The following is a 22,111-nucleotide window of genomic DNA, read 5'->3' as shown; positions in this document are numbered from 1 at the left end:
TAGGTGCAATGTCGAGTTTTCCAGATATTCTAGATAAGAGAATGCAGACGCTAAGGCCTCCCGAAGACTTCTTAAAGAAAATCCACGAGCAGGGCCGCCTCTCAGCCCACGAAAGGCTAGAAAAGTTGCTGGACAAAGACTCCTTTATACCCCTTCACCGCTACATAACTCACAGGGCGACAGGCTTCGGAATGGAAACAAAGAAAGCCTATGGCGACGGCGTCCTGGCTGGTCTAGGGACAGTAAATGGACGTAAGATAGCTGTGTATGCACAGGACTTCAGCTTCATGGGTGGAAGCGTTGGAGAAATGCATGCATCAAAAATTGCCAGAACAATAGAGCTAGCACTCAAGCTCGGGGTCCCGCTCATAGGTCTCAATGATTCGGGTGGAGCAAGGATACAGGAAGGCGTCGACTCGCTTAAGGGCTATGGCGAGATCTTTTACAGAAACGTGTTAGCAAGCGGAGTAGTCCCCCAAATAGTAGCAATAATGGGACCAGCCGCAGGAGGCGCGGTATACTCTCCGGCCCTTGCAGACTTCATTATAATGACAAGGAAGAGCTACATGTTCATTACTGGGCCAAAAGTTGTCAAAGCATCTATAGGGGAGGAGGTCACATTTGAAGAGCTAGGAGGCGCGGAGGTACATGCAACAAAAAGCGGGGTAGCCCACTTCCTGGCAGAAAACGACGACCACGCAATAGAAATCATAAAGACGCTCCTAAGCTACCTGCCAAGCAACAACACAGAGGATCCTCCCTGCATCGATACAGGAGATGACCCGTTCAGGGAAGACCCACAGCTAGATAGCATTGTCCCAGAAGACCCGCTAAAACCGTATGACGTCAAAGAGGTAATCGACAAGATATTCGACAAAGGCTCATTCTTGGAGGTCCATGCGCTTTTTGCAACAAACGCCGTTGTAGGATTCGCGAGGCTCGGGGGGTGCCCTGTCTGTGTCGTGGCTAACCAGCCGGCGGTTGCCGCTGGAAGCCTAGACATAGATTCTGCAGACAAGATCTCTAGGTTCGTCATGTTTTGTGACGCATTCAATTTTCCAATAGTCACGCTGGTAGATGTCCCAGGCTTCCTGCCCGGAACATTCCAGGAGCATGGAGGCGTCATAAGGCACGGAGCTAAAATCATCTATGCATATTCCGAAGCTACGGTTCCCAAGATAACCGTCATTATGCGTAAGGCTTACGGTGGAGCCTACATAGCTATGTCAAGCAGGCATCTAGGTGCAGACTATGTATTAGCATGGCCCACTGCAGAAATAGCAGTCATGGGTCCCAAGGAAGCCATAGAGATCATATACAAAAAGGAACTTGAAAAAGCACAAAATCCAGAAGAGCTAGCAAAAGAGTTTGCAGAAAAGTACCGCAGAGAAATCACTACCCCATTCTTTGCAGCTTCAAGGGGATACGTCGACGACGTTATCCTGCCGCGGGAAACAAGAGGATACATATTCAAGGCGCTGGCTTTCCTGAGGGACAAAAGAGAGAAACATGCTAGGCCGCCACGTAAACATGGAATACCTCCAGTATAGTGATCAAGATGGAGCCAAACAGGAGGGCAATCATACTAGCGGCCGTCATAGCCTACCTAGAGACAAAGAAGAGAAGAACCAAACACACCCTACTCCAGCGGGAAGCTGCATTCAACGCTTGGAGAATAGGATATTACATTGACATATCTGAGCAGGACATTTTAGCTGCATACTAAGGTGGTCGCCTACGAGAAAAAAGTTCCTAGTAATATTTGAAGGAGAAGCATACGAGGTGGAAGTAGAAGTACCAGAAGGAGAGCCTTCCCTACAAACAGTCTTATCTGTCTTCCAGACAGGCGTAATAAAGAAAGTCGAAGCTCAGCCGACAGCCAAAGACACAATAATCGCCCCCATCACGGGAAAAATTAACCAGATAGTCGTTTCTCAGGGGCAAAAAGTCTCCAAGGGAGACGTAATTGCAAAAATCGAGGCAATGAAGACACTCATCGAAGTCAAATCCAACCTTGAGGGAACAGTTGCCGAGATATATGTTAAAGAAGGAGACGTCGTGAAACAGGGACAGCCCATACTAAAAATTGTTTGACACGCAAAGAATAAATTTCTGGCAAGTCTAAAATGTTAACATGGGTACAATAGAATACAAAGGAATAACCATCACACACTTTTTACACGCGTCCTTCAAAATAACAGGCCACAACACAACCATCTACATCGACCCTTTCCAGATATCCTCAGAGCCCCATGACGCCGACATAGTTATCTGCACACACGACCACTATGACCACTGCAGTCCCGATGACGTGAAAAAGGTGGCCAAAAAAGACACCGTCATCATCGCAAGCACAAACTGCATGGCGAAGGTGAAACAGCTTGGACTAGAATACAAGCTCCTCAACCCCGGAGACAAGATAGAGGTCAGGAACGTTGCAATCGAGGCGGTTCCAGCATATAACATTGGGAAAAGGTTCCATCCCAAAGAGTATAGGGGGATAGGCGTAGTGGTCAGGATAGGTGGAGTAGCAATATATCATGCCGGCGACACAGACCTCATCCCAGAAATGTCTAACCTGAGAGGAAAAGTCCAGGTAGCACTCTTACCAGTGAGTGGCACCTACGTAATGGACTGGAACGAGGCCGTTAAGGCCGCAGAAACAATCATGCCGGAAATAGCGATACCAATGCACTATGGAGCAATAGTCGGCAACAAGAACGATGCCGAAAACTTTGCGAAAAAGCTCGCAGGCAAGGTCCGTGTAGAAATAATCTAGAGCAAAAGTGAAGCCTCCGTGATGGAGAGATACCCCGTTTTCAATTCTGGCCAGCTTGTAGGCTATGTTAGGACCTTCTCGGACTTCGTCGAATACACACATGGAGACGTGGCAAAGATATTTCTTTGGTCTAACGACTCTGGCTCACTCTATACTGGAAATGGGCCATTCTATAATGCCGTATACGAGCCGCCCACAAACGAGAGTCTCGCGAAACGCTTCGACAACGTAGACGAAAGAATTAACTACATTCTTGCAAAGTACGGCAAGAACATCGAAGGAAAACACATAATGGCAGACCTCAGCGGCGGAAAAGACAGCACAGCTAACCTAATCCTTCTGACAAAGCTGAGAGAAAAAGTCAGCTTCAAGCTTACAGCTGTATACATCCACATGCCCCTACTAGAGCCCACCGAGAACTACAGCTTCGTGGAGAAGATAGCCTCAAAACTAGATGTCCCCCTCGAAACAACCACGCCGGACAAAAACAAGCTACTCTACTATATGGCTACCCAGGGGCTCCCGAAGAGGGGAGACAGATGGTGCACATACCTTAAAACACGGAGCCTTAGAGAAGTAAAAAAGAAGATAAAAGCAGAAATAGAAGCTAAGGCAGAGAGGGCGCTTGAGGCCGGCAAAAGATACGAGCGTCTGTCCAGCCTAGCAAATAAGGGCATCTACCTTAATGGGGGAGTAATAAACCTCGTACACGACCTGACAATAACCGAGATAGCAGAATTACTGAAAAAAGAAGGCCTCGTCCACCCCCACTACATCCAGGGCTTGCCGAGGGTTAGCTGTAGATTCTGTCCCTACAGGGGCCTATACGAGCTCAAGCTGTCCGAGAAACACGAAGTAGAAGACGAGGGAACCATAGACTCGATCCTAGCAAGGACATATAGAGAATACTATTCACAAGTGTCAACACTAGAAGAATTCCTTACCTATCATCTATGGCGCTTCACCCCATCAGTGGCAAAGCTGAGGCTACAAGAAGAAAAGGAAACTCTACACAGCGAAAAGCTCACACTGGACCAAGCTCGAGAAATGTTCTCAAGCCTATGGGTGGCCAGCCGTGGCTAGCAAAGGACTATGGGTGGAAATGCTTGCACAGCTCATACTAGAGCTAGAAGGCTACACAGTGGAAAAGACCAGACACACTCTTATTGTAGACGGGAGACCCATAGCGGAGATAGACCTCGTAGCAAAGAAGGAAGGAGAAACATACTACGTAGAAGTAAAGTCAGGAAAAATCTCCGTCACGGACATCCGGCAAGCATACACCAATGCGAAGCTAGCCGGAGGAAAACCACTCATAGTTGCCAGGGGATTCTCCGACGAAGCGGCCAGAATCACGGCTAGGGAACTAGGAATAGAGGTTCTACTCATCCCAGACTATTTCCACCTCATAGACACCGAGGAAATAATGCAAATAGTGGAAGAAACAGTATATCTCACACTAGAAAAACTATTTCCCACGCCAACTAGCCCCCTTAGTGAAGAAGAGCTAGCAACAGTCAGAGCACTGGCAAACTCGAACACATTCGAGGAAGCCGCAGACAAACTAGGTGTCTCCAAACAGGAGCTCGGACAAAGAATCAGCAAGCTCAAAGAAAAAGGAGCAATAACAAAGACATCCCCCTACCGTCTACTCAGACTACAGTCCAAGTTACTCCTCTTGTCCCAATAGCTTTATATACTTTATGCTCATTCACAACACGGGAGGAAATGGAGAAACATAAATTTCTCTTGCTGTTCTTGTTATTCGTATTAACCTTGCCACAGCAACCTTTGCTCCTCCAGCCAGCCGAGCAACAAGCACCAGAAATATTCTTCTCAAATATTGAAAACAACACAATACTCTTCGGAGGAACAGTCAAAACCTATGAAAACAGCTTCCCGTTTTTTGGAATAACCAGTGGCGAATGGAGAGCGGCATACCTTGGTCAAATGCCTGGATACATAGTGAACGCGGCTGAATGTTGCAAAAAATTCTTCTACGTTGGAACAATATATATCTATGAGTTTCCAGCTATTCTCCTTGTCGATGTTTCTCCGGGGGAAGAGCCAAGAATCATACTAATTTATGCGGACTTGCCTCTCTTCGGTGTTGACCTATTACCCCTTAACGACACGCTCTATATCTCTGGCTACATTTACCGCTACAGACCAGTCAGCGAATCAGACATCATAGTAATCAGGTACAACATTACAACAGAAAAAATCATTGACTCTATAGTCTTTGGAAGCGAAGCTTTCGACGACTATCCAAAAAGGATGCTTTTCGACGGGAAAACCATAGTTATAGCAGGAGACACCTATGCTTACAACGTCTCACAGAGCGACATACTCATAGCAAGACTTACACCTGACCTCAAGCTATTAGGCGACATGGCGGTTGGAGGCGCGGGGCGAGAAAACCTAGAAGACGCTTTATTGGCGAGAGATGGGTCTATAATTCTCGTTGGAACAACAGTCGGTGGAGACGGAACCCCAGATGCCTTTATCGCCAAGGTCTCAGATGTCGGGGGAATACAATACTTGGAAGCAGTTCCTGGCTACAGAAACATGTATGCCATCTCTGCGTCAACATTCAACGATTCATATATTGTAACTCTATACGGAGAGCTTGAGGAGGAAAAAATCTACACCCTTCTATTAAGCTATCCACAACAAGCCTACTGGAACACAATGCCACAAACAATTTACATTGTAAATTCTAGCCTTGGAACCCCTACACCACTCAAAACCCACTATAATGGATTTGCGATCCAGGCGGGCAACATACTTGTTACAATCACCGAAGAGAAGAAAGCATTATGCCTAGACAAAAACTGCTCAACAATAACAATACATTTTCTCGACTTCAAGAAATATGCACCAGCTTACTTCTCCACGTTGCACGGCTGGAGAGCAACATATTCAGTAACAAAGACAAGAGAAAAACCACAACTCTACATAGCTACACTAGTACAGCCACTCAAAAAAATAAACCTAGCCACTGCAGACTTCCACATCGAAACCCAGCAATATGAGAAAAAAATCGACATACTAAGAGAATTGGTAAAACTGATAGAAAGAAACATGCTTCTACTAGTCTTTGTCCCCGTAGTAGTTGTATTTTTCCTTTTATTCTACGAGATAAGAAGGAAAAAATAGACAAAACCTTAAAGAAACGAACACAAAGGATCTTCTAATCATCCTGGCGAAAACAAAGATACCTCGTTAAAAAATTTGAACATTTCTAAAAGTTTAATAGACACCAAAGTTTACTCTCCAAACAGGGACAAAAATGGACGAGAAAGACATCGTACTGGTAAACGAACTCATAGAAAACAGCAGAGCGCCGCTTACACATCTAGCCAAAAAGCTGGGCATGACAGACGTAGCAATAAAAAAGAGACTCAAGAAGCTCGAAAAAGAGGGAGTAATAAGGAAATATACAATAGAGGTAGACCCCACAAAGCTGGGCTTCAAACACGTAGCACTCATAGGCATAGACACGGAGCCAGAAAAAATACTAGACGTCTCGACACAGCTGGCATCAAAAGAATATGCCTATAAGGTTTACTTGACGACAGGAGACCACATGCTTATGCTCGAGGCATGGGCAAAAGACAACAAGCACCTGACTCAGATAATAGAAGACATAGGAAAAATACCAGGCGTAAAAAGGGTCTGCCCAGCAATAATCCTTGAAAAACTCAAGTAGAGAAACACCCTTTCTTATAAAAGTTTTTCAGAAATGTTTTTATATGATATAATTCGTATTTAAAGCTATATCTATGTCAAATTAGTAAGCAGAAATAATACCCAGAATCTTTTCCAGCAAAATCCAGAGCAAGCTTTATATAGACATAGATACAAAAAATAATCGACAAACCATGAAAAACAAACTTTCATTACTACTTGTAGCCATCTTCCTCGTAGCTCTCATTGCTCCACTCCTAAACGCACAGCCACAGCCCCTCCAGGGACCATGGGTAGACCAAGTAGCTTTCTCAAAGGAGTCGGATCCGGCAAAAGTTATAGACATGATCGACAAGGGAGACGCACAGGTCTACTTCAGCGACGTCCGTGTAGACGCGTCAATAGCCCAGAAGCTAAAAACAGACCCCAACATAAAATACAAGTATGCATTCGGTCTATACTTCGAGCTAACATTTAACCCTGTTGGACCAGAGTTCCCGAAGACAGGCAAACTCAACCCATTCAGCAACCCGAGAATAAGGGAAGCAATGAACTACATCATTGACAGAAACTACATTGTAAACGAGATAATGCTCGGCTTCGCAGTTCCCAAGTATTTGCCGCTAGTTTCACAGTTCCCAGAATATGCAAAACTCGCAGACACAGTAAAGCTCCTAGAAGCACAGTACAGCTACAACTTTGAGAAAGGCAAAGAGATAATATTCGAGGAAATGGCCAAAATGGGAGCAACCTATAAAGACGGCAAATGGTACTACAAGGGAGAACCAGTCGTAATCAAGTTCTTGATAAGGGTAGAAGATCAGAGGAGGCAAATAGGAGACTACGTGTCCGACCAGCTAGAGAAACTCGGCTTCACAGTTGAAAGGATGTACAAAACCTCTAGAGAGGCAAGCCCGATATGGATACGTGGAAACCCAGCCGATGGACAGTGGCACATCTACACAGGTGGATGGATAACCACTGCTGTGAGCAGGGACGACAGTAGCAACTTTGGATACTTCTATACACCGCTGGGACGCCCCGAGCCACTCTGGCAGGCCTACAAGCCTGACCCAGTATTCATGGATGTAGCTACAAGGCTCTGGAATGGACAATACAAAACAATCGAGGAAAGGCAAGAACTAATGGCAAAAGCAGTTACCTTGGCTTTAAAGGACTCCGTCAGGGTATGGCTCGTTGACCAAATAAGCCCATACATCTACAGCGCTAAAGTAGACTTAGCGGCCGACCTCTCTGGAGGATTCAGCAACCCAATAGCTCTAAGAACTCTCAGGTACGTCGATAAGGCTGGAGGCTCTGTAAATGCGCTAATGAGAGAAGTCCTAGTCGAGCCATGGAACCCAGTAGCCGGGTCAAACTGGGTCTACGACAACATACTGGTAACAGCTACCTTAGGGTATGCATTCCTAACAAGCCCCTACACAGGGCTGCCTCTGCCAGAGAGAGCTGTTAGCGCAGAGGTGTACGCGCTCAAGGGAACACCGACAACAAGCTCGAGTGACTGGTGCAAGCTCACCTTCGTGGACAAAGTAGAAGTCCCAGCAGACGCCTGGTACTCTTACGACGTAAAGGCAAACAAGGTCATCACAGCCGGAGAGGCAGGCGTAAAAGTTGCACAGTTCAAGATTGTCGTCAACTATGGCGACGTTATTGGGAAGATTAAGTACCACGATGGGACAACGATGAGTATGGCTGACTGGGTCATAGGGTGGCCGCTGACATTTGCAAGGGTAGATCCAAGTAGCCCGCTATACGACGAGGCGGCTGTACCAAGCTTCCAGGCCTGGAGACAGTACTTCATAGCACAGAGATTCGTCAGCACCTCTCCACTCGTAATCGAGTACTACGTAAACTACACCAGCCCCGACGTTGAGCTCGTAGTTTCAAACTTTGCTGGATGGGCTAACTTCCCGTGGCACGCATACGCTATTGGTATCAGGGCCGAGGAGAAAGGAAAGCTGGCATTCAGCGCTGACAAGGCAGACAAAATGGGTGTCGAGTGGATGAACTACATTGGAGGCCCAAGCCTAGAAGTGCTTTCAAAGATGCTTGACGAGAGCATAGCCGAGGGATACATTCCATTCAAAGACTTCCTCAGCAAGTACACCACAGTAGACGATGCAAAAGCAAGATACAACGCACTCAAAACATGGTACACCCAGCACAAACACTTCTGGGTAGGAGACGGACCATACTACCTAGACACAGCAGACTTCAACGCCCATGTAGCTGTGCTTAAGGCCAACAGGAACTACCCAGACAAGTCCGACAGGTGGGCCTGGCTAAGCTCTCCACCAATACCTGAACTTGCAATACAGCCGCCAGACAACGTTGTACCTGGGCTTGACGCAACTTTCACTATCAAGATCTCCTATAAGGGTCAGCCGTACCCCAACAGCCGCATGGACTTCGTGAAATTCCTAGTAATGGATCCAGCTGGAAACGTCCTCGCTAAAGGCGTAGCAACACCATCCGCAGAAGGCACCTGGCAGGCAAAGCTTAGCCCAGAAGACACAGGAAAGCTGACGCCTGGCTCCTACAAGATCATGGTGATAGCACTAAGCAAAGACGTAGCCACGCCAGCAATCAAGGAGACGCCCTTCACAGTCATTCCACAGATAGCATACTTCCAGACAATGGTAGCAGGAATCAGGAGCCAGCTAGAGTCGAGAATTGCTGGTGTAGAGTCAGGTGTAACCGAAGTTAGAGGCAAAGTCTCTGACCTTGCAAACAGTGTCTCGGCACTCCAGGGCACAGTCAACATGGTCCTCGCGGTCTCGGTCATCAGCTTGATCATAGCTCTCGTTGCTGTCTTCCTGGCAATGCGCAAGCCAAAAGAAACCAGTAAGGCCAGCACTGGACAATAAATCGAGTATTCACAACAAAAATTAACCTTTTTTTGTTTTTATTTTTTCTAGATCTAACTGCTTATTTATTTATGGAAAAATATTTAATTATCTGTTTAGACTCGTAATTGCTATGGTTTCAAAGAATTTGCTAAAGTACATAGCTATCCGTGCCATAGCTATCTATTTAACAGTAGTTGTAGCCATCTACCTTACCATTATTGTTGCAAACATGGGCGGCAAGATTGATGAATTCATTCTAGGCGACCTTTACACTCAAATAACTGAGACTGTGAATAGAAATCCACAGTATAGGTCGTTGCCAGGTCCCGAAAAGGACAAGCTCATTAGGCAAATGTTTGAAAACGAGGTAAAAAGGCTAGGATATGATAGACCATTTCTCGAGAGGAGCCTTATCTACCTCAAAAATGCCTTAACGCTGGATCTGGGTAGAGCCTTATTTATGGTGAGCGATAGCGGGTCTAGGTTTGTCCGCAATATAATTCTCGAGAGATTGCCAAATACTGTGCTCCTCTTTACAACTGTGACTGTGCTTAACTTTTTCATACATCTATTTCTGGGGCTCTACCTTTCCCGCCACTATAACAGTTTCTTTGATAGGCTAGTTGTTGCCTTATCTCCAACGTCTACTCTTCCCGGCTGGTTTTACGGAATATTCCTTATACTTATCTTCTACACCTGGCTCCATCTCTTGCCACCGGGCGGCCTAGTAGACGTCCCCCCGCCACCTGACCCTGTGTCCTACGCGCTAAGTGTTCTGAAACACATGATTCTCCCCATGGCTTCCTGGATCATTTCAGGCTTCTTCTTAGGCGTTTATGGTACGAGGACATTTTTCTTGATATTCTCTACAGAGGACTACGTTGAGGCCGCAAAGGCTAAAGGGTTGCCTCCCAGACTAATAGAAACACGGTATATTCTCAGGCCATCTCTGCCACCCATAATTACAAGCTTCGCGTTATCTTTGATAGGTTCATGGGGCGGAGCCACAATTACTGAGACTGTTTTCCAGTGGCCTGGACTTGGGCTTGTCACGTGGCAAGCGATACAGAGCTTTGATACCCCAGTGCTGGTGGGAATAACCGTTATCTATGCTTATCTCCTAGCTGCTACTGTCCTGATACTCGACATTGTGTATGCGTTTATTGATCCACGTATAAAGGCTGGTTTCGCATAGGTGGGTGGAGACATGTCGAAACGAATGGAGTCTGGGATAAAAGCGACCATAAAGGAACTGCTCACTTACAAGTCCGGCGTCCTAGGTATTGCTATTCTTGTTTTTCTGATAGGGCTCTCTATATATGCGATGGTAGCGTTACCATACGACCAGGCAATCAAGCTCTGGAGGGGGGCAGAAGGCATCTGGCTCAATAATCCGAGAAATGCACTGCCAGAATGGTGGGAAATATTTGTAGGTAAGAAACTTCCCAGAACAATAATTCTTGACTCTAAAACTGCTACCTTTGGCGTGTCAAAAGCGGTCACACCTGTAGCAGGTACAAACATGAAACTAGTAACCATCAATTATCTATTCGAATTTAACTATGACGATTTTCCATCCGAGATGAACATCTTTTTCTATGCGAAGTACCAAAAAGACCCACCATTAGTAAAAATCACGCTTAAAAAACCTGGCGGTGACACAATTGAATTTCCCAGGTTCGCACTTAAAGCTCCCAACGATACCCTATACTACTCCATTAGCAACGATGTTTTGAATACACTTCTAAGCCACTATGTTTCAAAATATGGGAAAATCAATATATCCGAGAAATTGTCGCCACTGGAGCTTACTTTTGGCAAGGATACAGCTGAAGGCCTCGAAAAGGGCACTCTAGATGTTGAGAAGGGGGTTTACAGGCTAACCATTGAGGCCACATGCTTTGGCGAGGATTCAGATCTCGATGCACGTGTCGTAGTGTATGGCAAGGTTTATGGGCCAGCTGGTACAGATCATCTGAGGCGTCCCCTAGAAATAGCACTATTGTGGGGCACTCCTATCGCGCTAGCTTTTGGACTCACCGCTTCGCTTGTAACCTCACTTCTGCAACTCATAATTGCCACTATTGGTGCATGGTACGGAGGCATAATTGACAGCGCCATTCAGAGGATCACTGAAATATACTTAATTTTACCATTCCTACAATTCCTTATACTCATAGCCGCCTTCTACAAGTTGGACATCTGGGTGATACTAGCAGCCGTTATCGTGCTTAGTATTTTCGGTCCCAACATTAAGAGCACAAGGGCACTTGTATTATCACTCAAGGAGTATCCATACATAGAGGCAGCAAAGACCTATGGAGCCTCTAACCTTCGCATAATCTTCCTCTATATTATTCCCAAGATACTGCCGCCAATAGTTCCAGGCCTAATCTCAGCAGTTCCAGGATACGTTTTCCTAGAAGCAGCGCTCTCTTTCCTCGGTCTAGGCGACCCGTTCCTACCCACATGGGGCAAGATTCTCAACGATGCGCAGAATGCAGGCGCGCTTTACCGTGGCTACTACTACTGGGTCCTGGAGCCATCAATACTACTCATGCTGACTGCATTCGCGTTTGCATTTCTCGGCTTTGCACTCGATAGGATAGTTAACCCAAGGTTAAGGGAAATGTAGAGGTGAAAAATGTGAGTACCGTGTTGACCGTTAAAAACCTAAGGCTTTACTTCACGACCAGGAAGGGCGTGGTCAAGGCGGTTGACAATGTAAGCTTCGACCTTAAGAAGGGAGAGACCCTTGCCATTGTAGGCGAGTCCGGCTGTGGCAAAAGTTCACTTGCCAAGGCACTTATACGCCTCCTGCCCAGAAACGTCCACACGTATAGCGGCGAGATATTGATTGATGGAAACGACGTGATGAAGCTTAGCGACGAGATGTTTCGCAGGCTCATCAGGTGGAGAAAAATCTCCATGGTTTTTCAGGGGGCACAGAACTCTCTCAATCCAGTCTTAAAGGTGGGCTTCCAAGTCGCAGAGCCACTTATGATCCACAACAATGTTTCGAGGGAAGACGCGTTGGCAGAAGCCAAAAAGTACCTGAGGCTTGTAGGTATACATGAATCTTTTGCCGACCGCTACCCGTTCGAGCTTAGCGGTGGAATGAAGCAGAGAGCAGTCATTGCTATGGCGCTTATAACCCACCCAGAAATAATTATCCTGGACGAGCCGACCTCCGCGCTGGACGTGATTACGCAGGCAAACATAATCAACCTCTTAAAGAAGATCAAGAACGAGCTTGGACTCAGCTACATCTTTATTACGCACGACATAGCAGTAACAAGCGAACTGGCCGACCGCGTTGCAGTAATGTATGCAGGCGAGATAGTCGAGATAAGCGACGCCGACGAGTTCTACTACAGGCCGAAGCACCCCTACGCCGAGAAGCTCATGGCAAGCGTGCCCACACTCAGAACAGACAAGAAGCTCGAATTTATACCAGGAGCCCCACCGAGCCTAATAAATCCGCCTCAGGGATGCAGATTTAATCCAAGGTGCCCATATGCCTTCGAGAAGTGCCTGAAAGAGAGTCCGCCCCCATACGAGATAAAAAGTGGAAATATTGTTAGGTGCTGGCTTTATCATGAGGGTAAGAGGTGAAAACCATGAGCGAAGACAGGATAGTATTGAAGGTTGAGAACCTCAGGAAATGGTTCACCATACGTAGAGGTTTGTTTGGCGCAACCGCCCAGGTAAAAGCCCTTGATGGAGTCACCTTTGAACTAGGCACTGGCGAAGCGGTCTCTGTCGTAGGAGAGTCTGGAAGCGGCAAGACTACGCTTGGAAAAACAGTTCTGAGATTGTATGAGCCTACGGATGGGAAACTAATTTTCAAGGGGAAAGACATAACGCATACACCAGAAAAGGATCTAATGTGGTTTAAGCGCGAAACGGGTCTGGTTCAGCAGGATCCATATGGAGCGATGCCATCCTTCATGAATATCTATAGGATACTGGAAGAGCCCCTAATAATACACAAAGTAGGCACCAAGGAAGAGAGGGCAGAAATGGTCTTTAAAGCCCTTGAGGAGGTTAGGCTTACCCCTGTAGAGGACTTTGCATTCAAGTATCCACATATGCTTAGCGGTGGCCAGCTCCAGAGGGTCGCAATAGCCCGTGCACTGATACTTAGGCCAAGCCTAGTAGTTGCAGACGAGCCTGTCTCGATGCTCGATGCCTCTGTTAGGGTGGAGATCTTAACTTTGATGCGGGAGATGCAGGAAAAGAGGAACATCAGCTTCATCTACATAACCCACGACCTCTCAACTACCAGATACTTCAGCGAGTGGATCTTTATAATGTATGCTGCACAATTAATTGAAAGAGCTCCCACGAAGACACTGTTGCAAAACCCACTGCATCCATACACCCGTGCACTCCTCTCGGCTATTCCCGACCCGGACCCAGAAAATAGGAAGAAATTTAGAGAAGTTCCTCCCGGCGAACCTCCAAGCCTAGTCAACCCGCCTCCTGGATGCAGGTTTGCTCCTAGATGCCCCTTTGCATCAAGCAAGTGCAGAACCGAGGAACCCCCAGAAGTAGAGGTTGAGCCCAAACACTTTGTAAAGTGCTGGCTATACGCAGGAGCAAAGGCTTAAATCCAGGATTTTTCTTATCCACGTGATGAAGTACAAGTTATTTATCTCTTTGGGATTCGTTTTTTTGGCTTTAGGTCTTTTTTCATCTCTCTATGTATCTTACCTTGCGTCGCCAAGTACGAGGACGACTTTACACATCTCCCTGCCAGACCACAATATAAATGGTTCTTTGCTCGGCCACAACATAGCTGAAAAAGTCTACTACAACATTTCTATTACCGGCGACAGACACGTCAATCTAAATATTTCCTTCTACAATGACAGAGATATCCTTATTGGAGGTCTATATCTTGAAGACGCCTCGAGAAACTCGAGCGGATGGATTATATTGCCTGAGAGCCCATACAGGGTTCAGGCTGAATCGACCTGTGCCACGTGTAGAAGCAGGCTTGATATTTCGCTTTATTACGCTAGATTTGACAGGAACGTGACAGATGTACTTACACTTTTTGGGATGTTTACTTCTATTCTGGGTATGTCTCTCTTAACTGGGGGTCTCTACGAGTATCTAGCAAAGAAAAAGCTCGAGCAGAAACAAAATACAAAAGAAAATACAACTGAACCTGGCTATACGTATTGAGGCCCGTTTGTTATTGACCCTTGATTTTTCCCATTAGCACTCTCGCTGCCACTATTAGTGGGTCCCATACAGGGGCAAAGGGTGGTGCATATCCTAGATCCGCGAAGAATGCATCCTCTACCTTTGCCCCCATGGCTAGTAGTGTCGCAAGGGTATTTATCCTTGCGAGGATGTCTTTGCCCACGATTTGTCCTCCTAACAAGCGGCCGGTCTTGGCGTCCGCGATTAGCTTTACTGTGACTTGTCCGGCTCCCGGGATATATGAGGCTTTAGTATTACTTGTGATAGTGGCTGAAACAGGCTCGAAGCCTTCCCTCCTTGCCCTTTCTTCTGTCAGTCCTGTTCTCCCCACCTCGAGACCAAAAACCCTCGTAACAGACGTTCCAACTGCGCCTGGAAACTCCGCGTCTATGCCAGACATTGTCGCACCGGCTACATAGCCCATCTTGTTCGCTACTGGCGCGAGCGGGAACCAGTCTGGCTTTCCTGTTACAAGGTTTATGGCTTCAGCGACGTCTCCAGCGGCAAATACATTTTCGACATTTGTACGCATAGCCTTGTCTACACTGAGAGCACCTGTGGCACCCTTCTTGACTCCAAGCATCTCGCCGAGGCTTGTTTCAGGAGCGATACCAGTAGCAATGAATACTGCTTCCACTTTGTATTCTCCATTTGTGGTTTCTAGACTTTCAACTCTTTCCTTTCCGTGGATAGCCTTTAGGCCCTCCCCTAGGTGAAGCTCAACCCCGTTACTTACGAGTTCCTTCTCGATTTGGACGGCTATATCTGGGTCCACAGCGGGCAAAACATGGGGCAAAAGCTCAAACAGTAGGACTTTTTTACCCAAGTTTTTCAGGTTTTCGGCGAGCTCCAGGCCGATGTATCCGCCACCCACGATTGCGACCGTGTTTACGTTTTGAAGGTATTTTCTTGCCGATTCGCCGTCTTCTAGAATTCTCAGAGTAAAAACTCCTGGCAAATTGATGCCGTCTACCTTGGGAATCTTTGGTCTTGCGCCCGTTGCTATTAAGAGCTTATTCCACTCATATGTTTTCTCTCCATCACTGTTTCTCGCCTTCAAGTATCCGGGGCCAAGCTCAGTAACAGTAGTCTTAATGTGTACTTCTATTCCTCTTTCCTCGGTGAAAACCCGCAACGGGTAATGAACTAGCTGGTCCAATTCCTTGACGATTCCTCCCAGGTAATAGGGTAATCCGCATGGGGCATAACTCACATAGTTGCTTCTCTCGAAAACAACTACCCTCAGCTTTGGGTTAATTCTCTTTATCCTTGAAGCAGCTGTCATCCCAGCGGGGCCTCCACCAATTATGGCTACGTCTACTTTTTCTGTCATACAGCTTCACCATTTAGAATCTCTTATTTAAAAATAAGTTTTGAAGCTTCTCAACTATATCCATGCCTCTTTTTCCGAATGAATCTATAAAGAGCGGCGTAACAGATATTGCTCCATTTTTAACTGCACATATATCGCTAATACTGTCTACACAGGGATAGCTATTGTCTAGACTCCAATGACCCATTCTACATGCATTATCTTTGCACATGTAAAGGTTTCTGGGGGGAGTTCTCTCGGGTATAGTTACCTTTACTTCTCCACTTCTCTCCAAGGGTATATTTATGTTCAGAGCATCACATGGAAAACTCCACTCTAGAAAATCAAGGATCCTTAACAGGACGCCGGCGGCATTTTCATATTCAGTAAAGCCGAGTTTTTCGTATTTTGAGCTATTCTCTGCTACAAGTGAGACAGCTACACCGGGCTTTCCAAACAAGGCCCCCTCTAATACTGCTCCAACTGTTCCCGAAGATAGTATATCCCATAGACCCAGATTGGGTCCAAGATTTATACCGCTAATGATTATGTCGGCCGGCACCCTCAGGACTGTTAGCGCTATTGTAACAGCACTGGCTGGCGTCCCATCAACAATCAACGCTTTATAGCCGTTGAGCTCCCCCAAAGAATAACGTACCTCAAAAGAAACTGATTTTGAAGAACCACTCTTCTGGGTCGAAGTAGTAGCAATGAATACGTCGTGTCCAGCATTTCTTAGAACTCCAGCTAGGGCCAATAAGCCTGGGCTTTCGGGGCCGTCGTCGTTAACCAGCACGATACGTTTATTGTCCACAGCCTAGAATGAAACGGGGGATATGAAAACTTGGCGCCAACATAGTCAATGTCTACATGATGAGCCCGAAGTTGGAGATAGACTGTTGGAAAAGCTTAAACAAGAACTAAGGATTGAGCAGGGAGACTTTATCGCTTACGAGCTGGCCCAGACAAAGGACTACTTCAGGACACTAATAGCTACAATAATTTCCCAAAACACCAACGAAAAAAACACATACAGAGCCTTCGGCGAGCTTGAACGCCGTATCGGCGTAGAGTGCGCCAAGCTTTCACAGACAGACGTGCAGAAAATAGCAGAAGCCATTAAACCTGCAGGGCTCTATGCGCAGAAATCCCAAGCCATAAAATCATTAGCATTGTTTCTCATGGAAAACTATGGTTGCCAGATAGAATTGCTCCTTAAACAGGGACCAGAAAAAGTAAAGGAGGAACTGGGAAAAATTCGCGGAATAGGCTCAAAAACAATAGACGTTCTCCTTGCAAACTATGGCTACCCCGTTTTACCAATAGACACCCACGTAAAGAGAACATCAATTAGAATAGGTCTAGCGCCACCAGGTAGCTACGAAAAAATGCAAGCACACCTACACAAAGTTTTCTCGCCAGAAAAACGTCTAGAGGCGCACCTCTACTTGATAAAGCTCGGGAGAACCTTTTGCCTGCCAAGAAATCCCAAGTGCAATGTTTGTCCTGTGTCAGCTCTATGTTGCTACTACAAAAACAAGCCTCAAAAGTGAGTACTGTTTCGTCACCCTTCGGTTTTAACGAAAACCTTGAAATTCGAGGTCTGTTTTAACCACGATGTGAAGAGCCATGCTTTCAGGAGCCGAGATAAAGAAGCTGATAAAAGAGGGCAAGCTCAAGATTGAACCCTACAGCGAGGAAATTGTCCGCGAAAACGGCGTCGATCTTCGTATAGGAGATGAAATAGCAATTCTTCTTAATAATCCAGAGCCAATAGACCCAGAAAAACTCAGGGAAATAGATCTCTCCCAGTACTATAAAATCTTCAAGGCAGACAACTTCGTGTTACAGCCCTATATGAAGGTTCTCGTCACCACGCTTGAATACATCAAGATGCCCGAAGACGTAGGTGCACTAATAGGTGTCAGGAGCACCTTCGCCCGGCTCGGAGTCTCTGTCCCTCCAACATTAATAGACGCAGGCTTCGAAGGCCAGGTGACAATTGAGATACATGGAGGAGCTTTCCCAATAATCCTGAGAAAAGGACAAAGATTCGCCCATGTAGCCTTCTATAAGCTTGTTGGGGAGCCAGTTCCATACAAGGGCAGATACCAGGGACAAAGGGGAGTAACTCTTCCAAAATAGCGCCAGCTAAACTTATTTTTGCATGCTGACCAATTCTCCATTTATGAAGACCTTTTTTGGAGTAGACTTGTCTGCGTCACTTAAAAAGAAGTCTGCATATGCTGTTCTCTACGAAGACCTTACGTGTGTAACTGGCTTTTTCAAGCATGACGACGAATTGGTGGAAAAAGTTGAAGAATATTCCCCAGAAGCTGTAGGTATAGATGCTCCTCTCTCGTTTCCACAGAAAGGATACTATAGGCTCTGTGAAAAGGCCTTGCGGAGGCTTGGTATAAGGGCTTTTTCACCCCTGTTTGAAGGTATGAGGTCACTAACGCTTAGGGCTATACAGCTTAGAAGCGAACTAGAAAAAAGAGGGTACGAAGTCATAGAGATATATCCCGGGGGCACACAGGACATGCTTGGTCTTCCAAGGAAAAATAAAAGCCGAGAGAAACTCTACCTGGGTTTGAGGCGTTTGGGCTTAAGGTTCCCAGAATCAAGAGATGGAGACCTCTTGGATGCAGTTACGGCAGCCCTCACGGTCTTTGCCTATAAGAAAGAAGAATACATTTTAGTTTCCTCTAGTGACGGATGTAGGCTTGTGTTAGCAAGCCCATCCCTGAAGGAAGCACTCTTGCAAATAAAAGGCTAATATTCGAAGCTCCAGTCATCAATATTGCCGGCGATGTCCTCAAGGATTTTGAGGGAAATATCGCGTGGCATTTTTAGAAAAAGCTTGACGAGGTGCTTGCAGAAGCGTTTCGACTCGGCGGACTTTTTCCAATCCTCACAGTCATGAAAAATTCTCCTGTTCTTAACGTCTATTTCAACCCTGTAGTTCTTTACTGTTGCTACAATACTTTCGCCCTTGATCTTAAAACTCACATTCTCATCACTTATTTCTTTGGAACGTTCAAACCTCTTCTCACCGGCGAGAAACACGAGAGCACCCTCAAGGTCTCCCTTTGCAACAATTTCTCTAAGGCTTTTTAAAACCTTCTGAGGCAGAGACTTAAAGTATTTATCCATTTCTTGAAGCTTTTCTCTTTGCCTCCTATTCGTAATCCCAAGTAATGTCATCATTTGCAAGGCGTTGTGGGGAGCAAATCCTCTGAAGTGGTTATTGAAGTATCCTAGAATAAGGTCTACGTTTTCTCTGCTGAGAAAGTCTTGGAGTCTCTTCGCCCACTCGCTGAGCTCTTCGATTGAATAGTGATAATAATACCAGGGGCTTTCTCCCCTGCCATGCCACCTAATGTAGAGAAAGTTTGAAGTTTTCAGAATCAGTGGAGGCAATAATGGTTCATCTACGACTGTATAGGCGATTCCCCGTTCTTCTAGTGTCTTGTAAATGTCTTTTTCAAGCCAAGAGGGGTCCCTGAACTCTACAGCATATCTGTAGCCCTTCGGTAATAAATCCAGGAAAGAATCGAACCAGGGTACTTTTTCCCTTGGTACTGGAGGCATCTGTATAAGTATGGCTCCGAGCTTTTTTGCCTCTTTAAGCGGCGCAATAGATTTGAAGAAAGCGTCGAACTCGTCGCCTATAAGCTTGGGGTTAAGCATGTGTTTATGCGTTACTCCTCTATACATTTTTAGAGAAAACAAGAACTCGCTTGGCGAGGACTCGGACAGCCCCTTATAGAACTTCTCGCTTAGGAGAGTATAGAAAGAAGAGTTTATTTCTACTGTGCTGAAGTACCTTGTATAATAAGTGAACATTCCTCTATCTGTCTCATAGAATATATCTAGCCAGTCATCGTAGTCCCAGCCAGATGTCCCTATTAGAATTCTTGGGTAAAGCAATTTGCATCTAGACTATACTATCGCTGGGAGACTATTTATATTTTTAAGCATATAAGACAAAAGCCTAATTAGATTCATTGTAGTTTCTATTTTCGAGATAGTGGCAAGCAATGTCCTCTAAACTTCCAAAAGAAAATGAGACGGGAGCCATCGAGTACAAGTCTAGGCTCTCGTGTAACAACCCAGAAAGAATAGAGAATCTAGCTTCACAGATGCGTTACAGGCTGTTTGAGGGCGGGGGCGAGGCAATATATCTTCTTGGGTTTGACGATGATGGGACACCAATTGGTTTGACGCCACAAGAGGAAGAAGAAACCCTCCAAATATTAGACGACGTTGCAGGAAAAATAGGGGCAAAAATAAGAGTCCTCGAGAAAGCCCCAGTCGGAAACAGGAGTCTAGTTAGAGTTCTCGTGCGGGTAGGCAGGGAGGAGTCTCCACCTGTTCAGACAACGATAGCTGTTATGGGGAACGTGGACGCGGGGAAAAGCACAACGATAGGTACCCTCTGCACGGGTGAACTTGATGATGGAAGAGGAAGAAGCATGAGAAAAATTGCAAGGTTCGAACATGAAATAGTCACGGGTAGAACTTCCTCCGTTGTTGTAAGACTGCTTGGATTCGACATGGACGGCCGGCCAATAAACTGGAACCTTCCAAACCCACTAGATGAAGCACAGATATATTTGTCTTCTAAGAAGGTTGTCTACTTTGTAGATGTTGGAGGGCACGAAAGGTATCTGAGAACTGCGCTTAGGGGAGTAATGGCGCGTCTACCAGACTACATAATGCTTGTTGTCGCCGCTAATTCTGGTTTACAGGTGATGGGGAGGGAACATCTAGGCGTAGGACTTGCCCTACGTATCCCAGTCTTCATCGTGTTGACAAAAATAGATTTGGTGGATAAAAAGGTTCTAGAAGCCACCCTCATTGATACGGTTGAAACTCTCAGGAGGGTAGACAGAAAGCCTGTCGTCGTAAAGACTTTAGGGGATGTGTACAGGCTAGTCGAATTAATGCCGAGTGGACGCGTCGTCCCAATATTTCTAATATCAAACACAACAGGCGAAGGACTAAGCATCTTAACAGAGTTTTTAAACCTTCTACCACCCAGGCTCAGGTGGAACGAGAACATCGACAAGCCACTTCTAGCATATGTTAGCGATGTATACGATGTGAAAGGCGTTGGACCCGTAGTGGCTGTAACAATTGAAAGGGGAGTAATCAAAGAAGACGACGAGGTGTACATCGGACCCCTTCAGGATTCTTCATGGAAAAAGATACGTGTAAAATCCATTCACATAAACAGGACTGTAGCGTCCAAAGCTAAGGCTGGCGAAGAAGCTACTCTAGCAATTTCTGGAATAAGCTATGAGGAGCTGGAGAAAGGGCTTGTAGTAACTCAGCAAGAGTTAAAGCCTGTATGGGAGTTCGAGGCACACATCGTCGTGCTAAAACACCCTACGACTATTAGAAGAGGATACCAGACAGTTTTACATGCCCACTCGATTAGGAGCCCAGTAATGTTTATTTATATGAGCCTTGAACCCATGAGGACAGGGGATTCGGGGATTGTTAGGCTAAGGTTTCTCTACCATCCCTGGTACCTGGAAACCGACACAAGGATAATACTGAGAGATTCTAGGACGAGAGCAATAGGACGGATAACAAGGCTAATTGACTAATTTACGCCTGTCATGATCTAACACAACATTTTTTAAAGTCTTCCAGAGATTGTATCCATTGGTGAGAAAATGCCTCTGAATATTCCCCCAGGGAAAAACCCTCCAGAAGACATTTATGTTGTCGTTGAGATCCCCCTTGGGAGCAACATAAAGTACGAGCTCGACAAGGAAAGCGGGATGATATTTGTCGACAGGGTTCTTTTCACGAGCATGGTCTTCCCCTTTAACTATGGCTTTGTCCCCAAGACGCTAGAAGAGGACGGCGACCCAGTAGACGTGGTTTTACTCAGCTACGACTCAGTGGCTCCCGGAAGTGTCGTCCGCGCTAGACCAATAGGTCTCCTCGAGATGGAAGACGAAAATGGACCCGACAGCAAAATCATAGCTGTGCCCCACGAAAAAATAGACAACAGGTTTGCAAAAATAAAGGACATCAACGATGTAGACGATGTAGTGAAAGAGCGTATTAAACACTTCTTTGAGCACTACAAGGAGCTAGAGAAGGGGAAATGGGTCAAAGTCAGGAACTGGAAAGGACGCGAAGCTGCCCTCGAAGCCATACAAAAAGCAATCGATAGGTACAATAAGTCCCAAAAGTAGGGCTTCCACGCAACATCTATAAATTTTT

At 46.0% G+C, this 22,111-nt stretch carries 22 protein-coding genes; 19 read left to right on the top strand and 3 right to left on the bottom strand.

The window, feature by feature from the left end:
* Positions 1-8 precede the first annotated feature (8 nt).
* The 14 genes from N186_RS01660 (at position 9) to N186_RS01600 (ending at position 14,532) form a co-directional block, all read left to right on the top strand.
* Positions 9-1,550, top strand: a complete 1,542-nt coding sequence (locus tag N186_RS01660; protein WP_020962037.1) for an acyl-CoA carboxylase subunit beta — start codon at positions 9-11, stop codon at positions 1,548-1,550.
* An 8-nt stretch (positions 1,551-1,558) separates the two neighbouring features.
* Entirely contained in the window at positions 1,559-1,726 is a 168-nt protein-coding gene (locus tag N186_RS09650) for a hypothetical protein (protein WP_187147038.1), read from the top strand.
* Positions 1,727-1,782: 56 nt separating this feature from the next.
* Positions 1,783-2,094: an acyl-CoA carboxylase biotin carboxyl carrier protein subunit gene (locus N186_RS01655; protein WP_020962035.1), complete on the top strand. Its 312-nt coding sequence runs from the start codon at positions 1,783-1,785 to the stop codon at positions 2,092-2,094.
* Between the two features lie 40 nt (positions 2,095-2,134).
* Positions 2,135-2,779 (top strand): MBL fold metallo-hydrolase, encoded by a 645-nt coding sequence (locus N186_RS01650; protein ID WP_020962034.1) that lies wholly within the window; start codon positions 2,135-2,137, stop codon positions 2,777-2,779.
* A gap of 21 nt (positions 2,780-2,800) precedes the next feature.
* Entirely contained in the window at positions 2,801-3,862 is a 1,062-nt protein-coding gene (locus N186_RS01645) for a phosphoadenosine phosphosulfate reductase family protein (protein WP_020962033.1), read from the top strand.
* On the top strand, positions 3,855-4,469 hold the full coding sequence (locus tag N186_RS01640; RefSeq protein ID WP_020962032.1) for a restriction endonuclease: 615 nt from the start codon (positions 3,855-3,857) through the stop codon (positions 4,467-4,469). The genes N186_RS01645 and N186_RS01640 overlap by 8 nt, the downstream gene beginning before the upstream one ends.
* 38 nt (positions 4,470-4,507) lie before the next feature.
* On the top strand, positions 4,508-5,938 hold the full coding sequence (locus tag N186_RS01635) for a delta-60 repeat domain-containing protein (RefSeq protein WP_020962031.1): 1,431 nt from the start codon (positions 4,508-4,510) through the stop codon (positions 5,936-5,938).
* Between the two features lie 133 nt (positions 5,939-6,071).
* Positions 6,072-6,491, top strand: coding sequence for an Lrp/AsnC family transcriptional regulator (locus N186_RS01630; protein ID WP_020962030.1), 420 nt, complete (start codon positions 6,072-6,074; stop codon positions 6,489-6,491).
* A 172-nt stretch (positions 6,492-6,663) separates the two neighbouring features.
* Positions 6,664-9,357: an ABC transporter substrate-binding protein gene (locus tag N186_RS01625; protein ID WP_020962029.1), complete on the top strand. Its 2,694-nt coding sequence runs from the start codon at positions 6,664-6,666 to the stop codon at positions 9,355-9,357.
* Positions 9,358-9,469: 112 nt separating this feature from the next.
* Complete coding sequence (locus N186_RS01620) at positions 9,470-10,534, top strand: ABC transporter permease (protein ID WP_020962028.1); 1,065 nt, start codon at positions 9,470-9,472, stop codon at positions 10,532-10,534.
* 12 nt (positions 10,535-10,546) lie between these two features.
* Positions 10,547-11,974, top strand: a complete 1,428-nt coding sequence (locus N186_RS01615) for an ABC transporter permease (RefSeq protein WP_240366746.1) — start codon at positions 10,547-10,549, stop codon at positions 11,972-11,974.
* A gap of 11 nt (positions 11,975-11,985) precedes the next feature.
* Complete coding sequence (locus N186_RS01610) at positions 11,986-12,954, top strand: ABC transporter ATP-binding protein (RefSeq protein WP_052885615.1); 969 nt, start codon at positions 11,986-11,988, stop codon at positions 12,952-12,954.
* Positions 12,955-12,959: 5 nt separating this feature from the next.
* A complete protein-coding gene (locus N186_RS01605; protein ID WP_020962025.1) occupies positions 12,960-13,952 on the top strand; it encodes an oligopeptide/dipeptide ABC transporter ATP-binding protein in 993 nt (330 codons plus the stop codon).
* Between the two features lie 25 nt (positions 13,953-13,977).
* Positions 13,978-14,532 carry a hypothetical protein gene (locus N186_RS01600; protein ID WP_020962024.1) on the top strand — a complete coding sequence of 185 codons (555 nt, stop codon included), beginning with the start codon at positions 13,978-13,980 and terminating at the stop codon, positions 14,530-14,532.
* A gap of 10 nt (positions 14,533-14,542) precedes the next feature.
* Here the strand turns inward: N186_RS01600 and N186_RS01595 are convergent, their stop codons facing one another.
* Together N186_RS01595 and surE are read right to left on the bottom strand one after the other, a co-directional pair.
* The gene (locus N186_RS01595; RefSeq protein ID WP_020962023.1) at positions 14,543-15,886 is read right to left on the bottom strand and encodes an FAD-dependent oxidoreductase; all 1,344 of its coding nucleotides are present in this window, start codon (positions 15,884-15,886) and stop codon (positions 14,543-14,545) included.
* A 13-nt stretch (positions 15,887-15,899) separates the two neighbouring features.
* Positions 15,900-16,679, bottom strand: a complete 780-nt coding sequence (gene surE / locus N186_RS01590) for a 5'/3'-nucleotidase SurE (RefSeq protein ID WP_148681963.1) — start codon at positions 16,677-16,679, stop codon at positions 15,900-15,902.
* A gap of 85 nt (positions 16,680-16,764) precedes the next feature.
* Between surE and N186_RS01585 the strand changes: the two genes are divergently transcribed.
* The 3 genes from N186_RS01585 to N186_RS01575 all read left to right on the top strand — a co-directional run bounded on the left by N186_RS01585 (position 16,765) and on the right by N186_RS01575 (position 18,644).
* Positions 16,765-17,418 (top strand): endonuclease III domain-containing protein, encoded by a 654-nt coding sequence (locus N186_RS01585; protein ID WP_020962021.1) that lies wholly within the window; start codon positions 16,765-16,767, stop codon positions 17,416-17,418.
* A gap of 76 nt (positions 17,419-17,494) precedes the next feature.
* A complete protein-coding gene (gene dcd / locus N186_RS01580; protein WP_020962020.1) occupies positions 17,495-18,010 on the top strand; it encodes a dCTP deaminase in 516 nt (171 codons plus the stop codon).
* A gap of 43 nt (positions 18,011-18,053) precedes the next feature.
* A complete protein-coding gene (locus tag N186_RS01575; RefSeq protein ID WP_020962019.1) occupies positions 18,054-18,644 on the top strand; it encodes a DUF429 domain-containing protein in 591 nt (196 codons plus the stop codon).
* Here the strand turns inward: N186_RS01575 and N186_RS01570 are convergent.
* Positions 18,641-19,798, bottom strand: a complete 1,158-nt coding sequence (locus N186_RS01570; RefSeq protein WP_020962018.1) for a DUF72 domain-containing protein — start codon at positions 19,796-19,798, stop codon at positions 18,641-18,643. The two genes, N186_RS01575 and N186_RS01570, sit on opposite strands and share 4 nt — an antisense overlap.
* 110 nt (positions 19,799-19,908) lie before the next feature.
* Here N186_RS01570 and N186_RS01565 point away from each other — a divergent pair, with 110 nt between their 5' ends.
* Positions 19,909-21,483, top strand: coding sequence for a GTPBP1 family GTP-binding protein (locus N186_RS01565; RefSeq protein ID WP_020962017.1), 1,575 nt, complete (start codon positions 19,909-19,911; stop codon positions 21,481-21,483).
* Positions 21,484-21,552: 69 nt separating this feature from the next.
* Positions 21,553-22,083 carry an inorganic diphosphatase gene (ppa, locus tag N186_RS01560; protein ID WP_020962016.1) on the top strand — a complete coding sequence of 177 codons (531 nt, stop codon included), beginning with the start codon at positions 21,553-21,555 and terminating at the stop codon, positions 22,081-22,083.
* The last annotated feature ends 28 nt before the right edge of the window (positions 22,084-22,111 follow it).

The organism is Thermofilum adornatum, assembly GCF_000446015.1.
Lineage (GTDB): Archaea > Thermoproteota > Thermoprotei > Thermofilales > Thermofilaceae > Thermofilum > Thermofilum adornatum.
This window is presented reverse-complemented; position numbering and strand designations above follow the sequence as displayed.